The 8,392-nt window shown below is 68.7% G+C and carries 8 protein-coding genes; 6 read left to right on the top strand and 2 right to left on the bottom strand.

The features are described from left to right. Both VHC63_01780 and VHC63_01775 read right to left on the bottom strand, forming a co-directional pair. Positions 1–1,205: aldehyde dehydrogenase family protein (locus VHC63_01780; GenBank protein HVV35302.1), on the bottom strand; the 1,205-nt coding region annotated here is incomplete at its 3' end. Between the two features lie 3 nt (positions 1,206–1,208). Next, positions 1,209–2,153: a nitronate monooxygenase gene (locus VHC63_01775; protein HVV35301.1), complete on the bottom strand. Its 945-nt coding sequence runs from the start codon at positions 2,151–2,153 to the stop codon at positions 1,209–1,211. Positions 2,154–2,167: 14 nt separating this feature from the next. Between VHC63_01775 and VHC63_01770 the strand changes: the two genes are divergently transcribed. The 6 genes from VHC63_01770 to VHC63_01745 form a co-directional block, all read left to right on the top strand. After that, positions 2,168–2,464 (top strand): chorismate mutase, encoded by a 297-nt coding sequence (locus VHC63_01770; protein HVV35300.1) that lies wholly within the window; start codon positions 2,168–2,170, stop codon positions 2,462–2,464. Between the two features lie 17 nt (positions 2,465–2,481). After that, the gene (locus tag VHC63_01765; GenBank protein HVV35299.1) at positions 2,482–2,904 is read left to right on the top strand and encodes an ATP-binding protein; all 423 of its coding nucleotides are present in this window, start codon (positions 2,482–2,484) and stop codon (positions 2,902–2,904) included. Between the two features lie 76 nt (positions 2,905–2,980). Beyond that, the gene (locus tag VHC63_01760) at positions 2,981–3,823 is read left to right on the top strand and encodes a DUF559 domain-containing protein (protein HVV35298.1); all 843 of its coding nucleotides are present in this window, start codon (positions 2,981–2,983) and stop codon (positions 3,821–3,823) included. 4 nt (positions 3,824–3,827) lie between these two features. Beyond that, the gene (locus VHC63_01755) at positions 3,828–4,253 is read left to right on the top strand and encodes a MarR family transcriptional regulator (GenBank protein ID HVV35297.1); all 426 of its coding nucleotides are present in this window, start codon (positions 3,828–3,830) and stop codon (positions 4,251–4,253) included. Then, positions 4,250–8,068 carry an ABC transporter ATP-binding protein gene (locus VHC63_01750; GenBank protein HVV35296.1) on the top strand — a complete coding sequence of 1,273 codons (3,819 nt, stop codon included), beginning with the start codon at positions 4,250–4,252 and terminating at the stop codon, positions 8,066–8,068. Before VHC63_01755 ends, VHC63_01750 begins: the two co-directional genes overlap by 4 nt. 15 nt (positions 8,069–8,083) lie before the next feature. Then, the coding region (locus VHC63_01745; protein ID HVV35295.1) for a hypothetical protein at positions 8,084–8,392 on the top strand (309 nt) is incomplete at its 3' end.

The following is an 8,392-nucleotide window of genomic DNA, read 5'->3' as shown; positions in this document are numbered from 1 at the left end:
ACCACGTGGTTGAGGGCGACGCCACCTGACGAGGTGTTGGCCACGACGTGGTCCAGCGTCTTCTGATCCCGCGAGAACGCGTACAGCGCGAGCGGCTTGTCACCCGCGTTGACGCGTGCGATCGCGTCGTCCACGTCGCCGACGCCGATGACCGGCAGCAGCGGGCCGAAGATCTCCTCCGCCATGACCGGCGCGTCGGCGGCGACGTCGGCCAGCAGCGTCGGTTCGATGTAGCGGTCCGCCGCGTCGGTGCGGCCGCCCGACACGACCGCCGCGCCCGTCGTCATCAGTCCCGTGAGGCGGCTGAAGTGGCGGTCGTTGACAATACGGGCGTAGTCGGAACTCTGCTGCGGATCGGCGCCGTACATCGCGCCGATCGCCTTGACCATGCGGTCGGTCAACTCGTCGCGCACGGCCTCGTGCACGAGGATGTGGTCCGGCGCCACGCAGGTCTGGCCGGCGTTGAGGAACTTGCCCCAGACGATGCGGTTGGCCGCCACCTTGAGGTCCGCGTCGCGGTCGACGATGACCGGGCTCTTGCCGCCGAGTTCAAGCGTGACCGGCGTGAGGTGCTCGGCGGCGGCGCGCGCCACGATGCGACCGACGTGGCCGTTGCCCGTGTAGAAGATCGTGTCCCAGCGCTCGCGCAGTAACGCTTCGCTCTCGGGAATCCCACCTTCGACGAGAGCGATGGCGCTCGGGTCGAGATACTGCGGGGCCAGCCGCGCCAGCGCCGCGCTGCACGCCGGCGCCAACTCGCTCGGCTTGCCGACGACCGCGCAGCCCGCGGCGATCGCCGATGCCATCGGGATGAGCAGCAACTGGATCGGATAGTTCCACGGCGCGATCACGAGGGCGACGCCGAGGGGTTCGCGCACGATGCGACCCGTCGCCGGCTGCACCGTCATCGGCAGGCGGACCTTCTCGTCGGCCGTCCACTTGTCGAGCTTGCGGTTGAGCAGCTTGATCTCGCTGCGGGTGAAGGCGAGGTCGGTGAGCCAGCCTTCGATCGACGGCTTGCCGACGTCGGCTTGGAGGGCGGCGACGAACTCGTCTTCGTTCTCGACGAGCATCTTCTCCATCTGCGACAGCTGCGCGTGGCGCCACGCGAGTGGACGCGTCACGCCGGCGTTGAACGTCGTCCGGAGCTCACCCACCAGGCCGCTGAAGTCGAGCGTGGCCCGGGCGTCGTCGAGCGTCGTCATGGGCTAGAGGCTACGCCCGTACTGCTTGGCCAACGATTCGATGACTCCGACACACTCGTCGGCCGTCTCGGCGATGATCTCGGCGACGGGGCGCACGGCGTCGATGCGGCCCATGACCTGGCCGCCGAGTGCGATGCCGGCTTCCATGTCGCCGCCGAAGTACAGCTTCATCGCGTCGCCGAAGGCGGCCATCGGTTCGCCTTCGACGTCGAACTCGAGGGCGTTGGTGCGCTCGGTGCGCAACGCCCGCATCGCCATGCGCCCGGCGCGGCCGAGCACGACGGTGTCGGTCTCCTGCGCGGCGACGATGGCGTCCTTCCAGTTCTGATGGACGGGCGACTCCGCCGCGCTCACCATGCGCGTGCCCATCTGCACGCCTTCGGCACCGAGGGCGAGCGCGGCCGCCATCGTCGGGCCGTCGACGATGCCGCCCGCCGCGATGATCGGCACGTCGACCTTGGAACGCACCAACGGCAGCAGCACCATCGACGCCACCGGACGCGGGTTCTTGAACCCACCGCCCTCGCCGCCCTCGACGATCAACCCGTCGACGCCGGCGTCCACGGCTTTGAGCGCACCGGCGAGCGTCGGCACCACGTGGAAGACGGTGAGGCCGGCTTCCTTCAACACCGACGTGTACTTCGTCGGGCTGCCGGCCGACGTCGTCACGAACTTCACGCCCTGCTCGATCACGAACTCGGCGATCGCCGGGTCGCGCACGAAGGCTTGGGCGATGTTGACGCCGAAGGGCTTGTCGGTGAGATCGCGCATCTTGCGGATCTCTTCCTTCACGATCTCGAGTTCGCCCGAACTCGTCTCGATGATCCCCATGCCGCCGGCGTTGGACACCGCGGAGGCCAGCTGCGAGCGCGCGATCCAGCCCATCGGTGCCTGCACGATCGGGAACTCGACGCCGAGCATTTGGGTAACGCGATTGTCGAAGCGCATGCCAGCATGTTCGCATGGCGAACCCTGATCCCGCGGCGCTCGAAGAGCTCGAAGAGTTGCGCGCCAGCATCGACAACCTCGATGCCGCGCTGATTCATCTGCTCGCCGAGCGCTTCAAGTGCACGCAGCGCGTCGGTCGCCTCAAAGCAGCTCAGGGGATGCCGTCACAGGACCCGGCGCGCGAGAAGCGTCAGGTGGCGCGCCTGCGCGCCCTGGCCGAGGACGCCCAGCTCGACCCCGAGTTCGCCGCCAAGCTGCTCGACTTCATCATCGCCGAGGTCATCCGGCACCACGAAGCCCTCCAGGGGTGACGGCGCGGCTGTTCATAATGTGCGGCCTGCCGGGTGCGGGCAAGACAACCCGCGCCAAGGAGCTCGCGGCCGAACACGACGCGGTGCGCATGACACCTGACGACGTCCTGGTCGACCTCTGGGATCAGGAGGCGCGCGCGGCGCTCGAAGCAGCAATGTGGGACGAGGCGCAGGCGCTGCTGGCCGCGGGCACCAATGTCGTCATCGACTTCGGATCCTGGGCCCGCGCCGAGCGCGACGTCCTGCGCGAGGGCGCCCGCCGCATCGGTGCCGAAGTCGAGCTGTGTTACCTCGACCTTCCGCTCGACGAACTCGCCCGCCGCGTCGAACTCCGCAACCGCGAGGGCATCACGCGGGCCCACCTCGAGGAGTGGCAGCACGTCATTGAAATCCCCACCGAACAGGAGGTATCTATGTTCGACAACGCACCTCCCCCCTAAGCCAATCTGGCGGACTTAGGACCGTGATCCGCGTCGTTTCACGGTCGTAACTCCGCCAATCGCGAGGTGGGGTGCGATGAGGGAGTTACGAACGACCAGCGCGGTGCTGAGGAGCGGCACGACCAAGAGTGAGATTGCCTGGGCGATTCAAAAGGGACGCTGGACGCAGGTCATCCACGGCGTGCTCGGCCGAGGACCCGAACCACCCACCAAACTCGACATAGCGAGAGCGACCGCGCTCGTGACGGACGGGACGTGCCACGGTCTCGTGGCGGGAGAGCTCCACGGGTTCGACAACGTCCGAGCGGGCGGTCCCGAAGTGTGGGTGCCCCGATCGTGTCGCAGCGAGCGTGCCGGGGTGAAGCGGAAGCTGCACCTGCCGCGCGAGACCGTCACCCTGCACCAGGTTGCGTGCACGACCGCGGCCGACACGTTGCTCGAACTCGCCGACCGCCTCGAAGACGACCCGTGGGAGCAGGCGCTCGAGTTCTGTCTACGCACACAACGCGTCGCGCCCAGCGTCGTCGCGTCGTGGCGCCACGCACGCGTCCGGCGCGTGCTCGACATTCGGGGCATCGAGGTTCCGCCGACCGACTCGCTGCTCGAAACCCTCGCGGTCCAGCTCATTCGCCGCGGCGGGCTGCCAACACCCGTGCGCCAATACCGCATCGTCGATCCGCACACGGTCCGCACCCTCGCCCGCTGCGACTTGGTGTGGCCCGCGCTCGGGATATTCGTCGAACTCGACGGCCAGCAGCACAAGGACCAGCCGGTGTACGACGCCGTGCGCCAGAACCTGATCGTGCGCATCACCGGCTGGCGCCCGATCCGGCTGACCTGGGACCAGGTGACGCTCTGGCCGACGGCCAGCGTCCGGGAGCTGGCGGACTTACTGCTCCCTAATAGTTTGGTATCCTAACTATGTGGATGACGAACTGATTTCTGCCGTGCGCGCCGTGGCGTTCGCCAGCCGGAGCCTGGAGCGGGCGCTCGAACAGATGACGCTGCCGCAGTACCGCGTGCTGACACTGATCATCAACAGCCCCGAACGGGCGAGCCGCATCGCACGCGGCGCCGACGTCACCCGGCCGTCGCTCACCGGCCTGCTCGACGGGCTCGTCGCCAAGGGGTGGGTCGCCCGCTCCGAAGTGGACGGGGACCGCCGCGGCGTGTCGCTCGCCATCACGCCCGCCGGTGAACGCGCCTACACCGAGGCGCAGGCCGCCATGGCCGCCGGCATTAAGGATCTCCTCGACGGCGCCGATAGGAAGACCGCGCGGCGGGCGCTCGACGGGCTGGTCGCGCTTCACGAAGCGCTAGTCGCTCGACGTGATCGGAGCGCGGCATGAGCGCCGTCACCGCGCACACCCGCCCCGTTCCCGAACCCGGCCCCAAGGGCGCGGGCTGGATCCGGCGGATGTGGCCGTTCCTCATGGCGCACAAGCGCAACGTGCTGCTGGCATTCGGTGTCGCCATCGTCGGCCAGGGCGTCGCCGCCGCCGTGCCGATCATCTCCAAGCAGATCATGGACAACGTGATCCTGCCGAACTCGAAGCCCGCCAACGCGCGGCAGGCGCTGGTGCTCGGTCACCTCCACCGCGAGGCGCTGGCGCCGTGGCTGATCCTGCTGTTCGGCTGCGCCATCGTCACGTTCGCCTTCGCCTTCGTGCGGCGCTACGCCGGCGGGCGCGTCGCGCTCGACGTCCAGTACGACCTGCGCAACGCGGTGTACGAGCGCCTCCAGCGCCTCGACTTCGCCAGCCACGACAACATGCAGACGGGCCAACTCGTCAGCCGCGCGTCGAGCGACACCGCCCTCATCCAAGGCCTGCTCACGATGCTGCCCATCGTGACGGGCAGCATCGTGCTGCTCGTGGTGGCCCTCGGCGCCATGATCTACTACTCACCCGAGCTCACGATCGTGGCGCTGCTGGCGATCCCGCTGTTGTTCTTCGTCGCCATGCGGCTGCGCAAGACGGTCTTCCCGGCGTCGTGGGACGCGCAGCAGCGCGCCGCCGAAGTGGCGGGCGTGGTCGACGAAGCCGTCACCGGCGTGCGCGTCGTCAAGGGCTTCGGCCAGGAGCAGCGCGAGCTCGACGATCTCGTCGACGTCGGCGCCGACCTCTACAAGTCCCGCGTTCGGCTCGTGCGACTCCAGGCGAGGTTCACGCCGACGATGCAGTCGATCCCGGTCCTCGGCCAGGTCGCCGTGTTGGGGTTCGGCGGGTGGCTGGCGCTGCACGGTCACCTCACGGTCGGAACCTTCCTCCTCTTCACCGAGTACCTCACGCAGCTCGTGGCGCCCGTCCGCATGCTGGCCAACCTGCTCGCCATCGGCCAGCAGGCGCGCGCCGGCGCCGAGCGCATCCTCGACATCCTCGACGCCAACCCGATGATCACGGAGAAGGACGACGCCCAGCCGCTCGAACGCGGTGAGGGTCACGTGGTGTTCGACAACGTCACCTTCGGCTACACGGTGAGCGACCCGGTCGTCGACGGCTTCAGCCTCGACGTGGCTCCGGGCGAAACCGTCGCCCTCGTCGGCGCCAGCGGATCGGGTAAGTCGACCGTCGCGCTGCTGCTCCCCCGCTTCTACGACGTGGCGCACGGCTCGATCACCATCGACGGCGTCGACGTGCGCGACGTCACGCTCGACTCCCTGCGCCGCAACGTCGGTGTGGTGTTCGAAGACCCGTTCCTCTTCTCCGACACCCTGCGCGCCAACATCGCCTACGGCAAGCCCGACGCCAGCGAAGAGGAGATCGTGGCGGCCGCCGTCGCCGCCGAAGCCGACACGTTCATCCGTGCCCTGCCGCAGGGCTACGACACCGTCGTCGGTGAGCGCGGGCTGACGCTGTCGGGCGGGCAACGTCAGCGCGTCGCGCTCGCCCGCGCGCTGCTGACCGATCCCAGCGCGCTGGTGCTCGACGACGCCACGTCGTCGATCGACGCCAAGACGGAAGAAGAGATCCACGAGACGCTGCGCCGCCTGATGGCGGGACGCACCACGATCCTCGTCGCCCACCGCCGTTCGACGCTGCGCCTCGCCAGCCGCATCGTGGTGATGGACAAGGGCAAGGTCGCCGACATGGGCACCCACGAGGAACTCATCGAGCGCTCGCACCTGTACCGCGCCCTGCTGGCCGGCCCCGACGAGAACGTGGAAGAAGTCACCGCCGACGAGCCGGTCGAGACACTCCAGATCAACGGCGTCACCGCGTCGGCCTGGCCGCACGAACAGGCGACCGAAGGGCCCCGCGCCAAGGTCACCGCGACCGCGCCGCGCATCGGCGGGCCGGGCGGCGGCGGCGCCGGCGGCTGGGGCGGCTCACTGGCGGCGACGCCCGAGTTGCTCGCCGCGCTCGACAAGTTGCCCTCGGCTAACGACGATCCCCAACTCGACGTGAAGGCGGAGTCGCAGCCGGCGCGTTCGTTCAACCTGCGCCAGTTCGCGACGCCGTATCGCAAGTGGCTCGGCATCGGCTTCGTGCTCGTGGCCGTCGACTCGGTCGTGATGCTGCTCGGGCCCGTCTCGATGCAAAAAGGCATCGACCGGGGAGTGCGGCTGGCCAACCCGCACTTCCTGTGGCTGATGACCGCGTCCTTCTTCGGCCTCGCCGTGACCGACTGGCTCCTCACGATGACCTACACGCTCATCACCGGCCGCACGGCGGAGCGGCTGCTGTACGCGCTGCGCATCCGCATCTTCTCGCACCTGCAACGGATGTCGGTCGACTACTACGACGGCGAGATGGCGGGCCGCATCATGACGCGCATGACGACCGACATCGACGCGTTCCAGACGCTGCTCAGCCAGGGCCTCATCACCGCCATCGTCGCCTTCATGACCTGCATCGGCGTGTTCGTCGTGCTGGTGATCGACGCGCCGCGCCTCGCCCTCGTCGCCGCCGGGTCACTGCCGCCCCTGCTGCTGGCGACGTGGTGGTACCAGCGCAAGTCGTCGGTGGTCTACGCCGAAGCCCGCGACAAGATCGCCGCGGTCAACGCCAACTTCCAGGAAAGCCTCTCGGGCGTGCGCGTGGCGCAGGCCTACACCCGCGAAGACAAGAACATCGCCGGCTTCCGCGGCATCAACAGCGACTACCTCGCCTCACGCGTCAAGTCGCAGCGCTACTTGTCGGTGTACTTCCCCTTCGTGCAGTTCGTCGGCTCGATGACGACCGCGGCGGTCCTCGGCTTCGGCTCGGTGTACGTGCACTCCGGCGCCGTCACCGTCGGCACGATCCTCGCCTTCATCGTCCTGCTCGACCAGTTCTTCTCGCCGATCCAGCAGATCTCGCAGGTCTTCGACTCCTGGCAGCAGGCGGGCGCGTCGCTGAACAAGATCAACGAGCTGATGGCCCTGGAGACAAGTACGCCGGAGGCGGCGGACCCGATCGTGCCCGGCCGCCTTCGCGGCGAGATCACCTTCGAGAACGTGCACTTCAAGTATCCGACGGCGATCAACGAAGCGCTCACCGGCGCCAGCCTGACGATCAAGCCGGGCGAGACGGTGGCACTCGTCGGCGAGACCGGCGCCGGCAAGTCGACGATCGTGAAGCTGGTGGCGCGCTTCTACGACCCGGTCGCCGGCCGCGTGCTCGTCGACGGCCAGGACATCAAAGAGCTGTCGATCACCGGCTACCGCGGCCAGCTCGGCATCGTGCCCCAGGAGGCGTTCCTGTTCACCGGCACCATCCGCGACAACATCGCCTACGGACGCCCCGACGCCACCGACGCCGAGGTCGAAGAGGCGGCGCGCGCCGTGGGGGCGCACGACTTCATCGCCCGCATGCCGCTGGGGTACCTGTCGCACGTGAACGAGCGCGGCCGCAGCCTGTCGGCCGGTCAGCGTCAGCTGATCTCGCTGGCGCGCGCCCGCCTCGTCGATCCCGTCATCCTGTTGCTCGACGAAGCGACCTCGAACCTCGACCTCCAAACCGAGGCGGAGGTGCAGCGGGCGATGGGTGTCGTCGCCGAAGGCCGCACGACGATCCTCGTCGCCCACCGCCTGCCGACAGCCCGCACCGCCGATCGCATCTTCGTCATCGACGACGGCCGGGTCGTCGCGGTCGGCCCGCACGACGAGCTGCTCGAGGCGAGCCCGCGCTACGCCGAGTTGTGGCACAGCTTCGTGTCGGAGGAAGACGAGGTCGCCGCGTAGTCGTATCGTGGCGCCATGACGCTCGACGTCGACACCCTCGTCGATCGGATCCGCGCCGCGTCGGGCGAACACACCCCGCCGCTCGCCGTGCGTGACGTCCTCGACGAGTGCCTCGCCAGCGGCGGACTCGAAGCGGCGTTGCCGCCCGTCACCGAAGGCGGCATCACGACGCTGCACAACACCGCCGACCTCACCGTCCTGCGCGTGGCGTGGACGCCGGGCATCCGCATGGTCCCCCACGACCACAAGGTGTGGGCCGTGATCGGCATGTACGGCGGCGTCGAGGACAACGCGTTCTACCGGCGCGACGCCGAACGCGGTTTG

The sequence above is a fragment of the Acidimicrobiales bacterium genome, from assembly GCA_035546775.1.
Lineage (GTDB): Bacteria > Actinomycetota > Acidimicrobiia > Acidimicrobiales > JACCXE01 > JACCXE01.
Note: the sequence above shows the minus strand (reverse complement) of the source record. Positions and strands in the feature narration are given on the sequence as shown.

Excerpts from the sequence above, each read along its gene's own strand:
- VHC63_01775 (HVV35301.1), bottom strand. The coding sequence starts at position 2,153 with ATGCGCTTCGACAATCGCGTTACCCAAATGCTCGGCGTCGAGTTCCCG.
- VHC63_01750 (HVV35296.1), top strand. The coding sequence starts at position 4,250 with ATGAGCGCCGTCACCGCGCACACCCGCCCCGTTCCCGAACCCGGCCCC.
- VHC63_01765 (HVV35299.1), top strand. The coding sequence starts at position 2,482 with ATGTGCGGCCTGCCGGGTGCGGGCAAGACAACCCGCGCCAAGGAGCTC.
- VHC63_01760 (HVV35298.1), top strand. The coding sequence starts at position 2,981 with ATGAGGGAGTTACGAACGACCAGCGCGGTGCTGAGGAGCGGCACGACC.
- VHC63_01770 (HVV35300.1), top strand. The coding sequence starts at position 2,168 with ATGGCGAACCCTGATCCCGCGGCGCTCGAAGAGCTCGAAGAGTTGCGC.